Annotated in this window: 1 protein-coding gene; it reads right to left on the bottom strand. The window is 67.2% G+C overall.

Annotated features, from left to right (window positions below):
• Nucleotides 1-573: gamma-glutamyltransferase (locus MOX02_RS30900; protein WP_244948472.1), on the bottom strand; the 573-nt coding region annotated here is incomplete at both ends.

Raw genomic sequence — 573 nt, 5'->3', positions numbered from 1 at the left:
GTAGAAATCGCGGCCGCCGTTCTCGGCGAGGACGGTCAGCGTGCGGGCGAGATCGGGCTGCCGAAAGGTCTCTCCCACGTCCGGGATGCGGCCATCGACGGTGAACACGCGAACGACATCCGGCCAGTTCCCGATCTCGTTGGCCCGGAAGTTCGACCAGAAGCGTTGCGAGGGCGTCAGCGGAAAGCCCTCCGATGCGTACTGGATCGCGCGCTTGAACAGGTCCTTCCAGGGCTGCCGACCACCCCAGGATCTGCGGCTGAATTCGAAGGCTTGATCCCAGGTGTCGACGGCCGCGGCCGCTGTCAGGGCGGAGCCAGGGCCGCGCACCGGAATCGGCCCGCCGTAGTTCGGCGGCTTCGCGGCGGCCTGCCCGATGCCGGACAGGGTGAAGCCGTTGCCCTCGCGGTCGCTGATGATCATGAAGGCGTCACCACCCAAGCCGCAGAAATGGGGGTAGGTGACGCAGAGGGTGGCGTTGATGGCGATGGCCGCTTCGATGGCATTGCCACCCGCCTGGAGCACTTCCTGCCCGGCCTGGCTCGCCAATTCGTGCGGGCTCGTCACCATGCC

Source organism: Methylobacterium oxalidis, assembly GCF_007992195.1.
GTDB lineage: Bacteria > Pseudomonadota > Alphaproteobacteria > Rhizobiales > Beijerinckiaceae > Methylobacterium > Methylobacterium oxalidis.
Note: the sequence above shows the minus strand (reverse complement) of the source record. Positions and strands in the feature narration are given on the sequence as shown.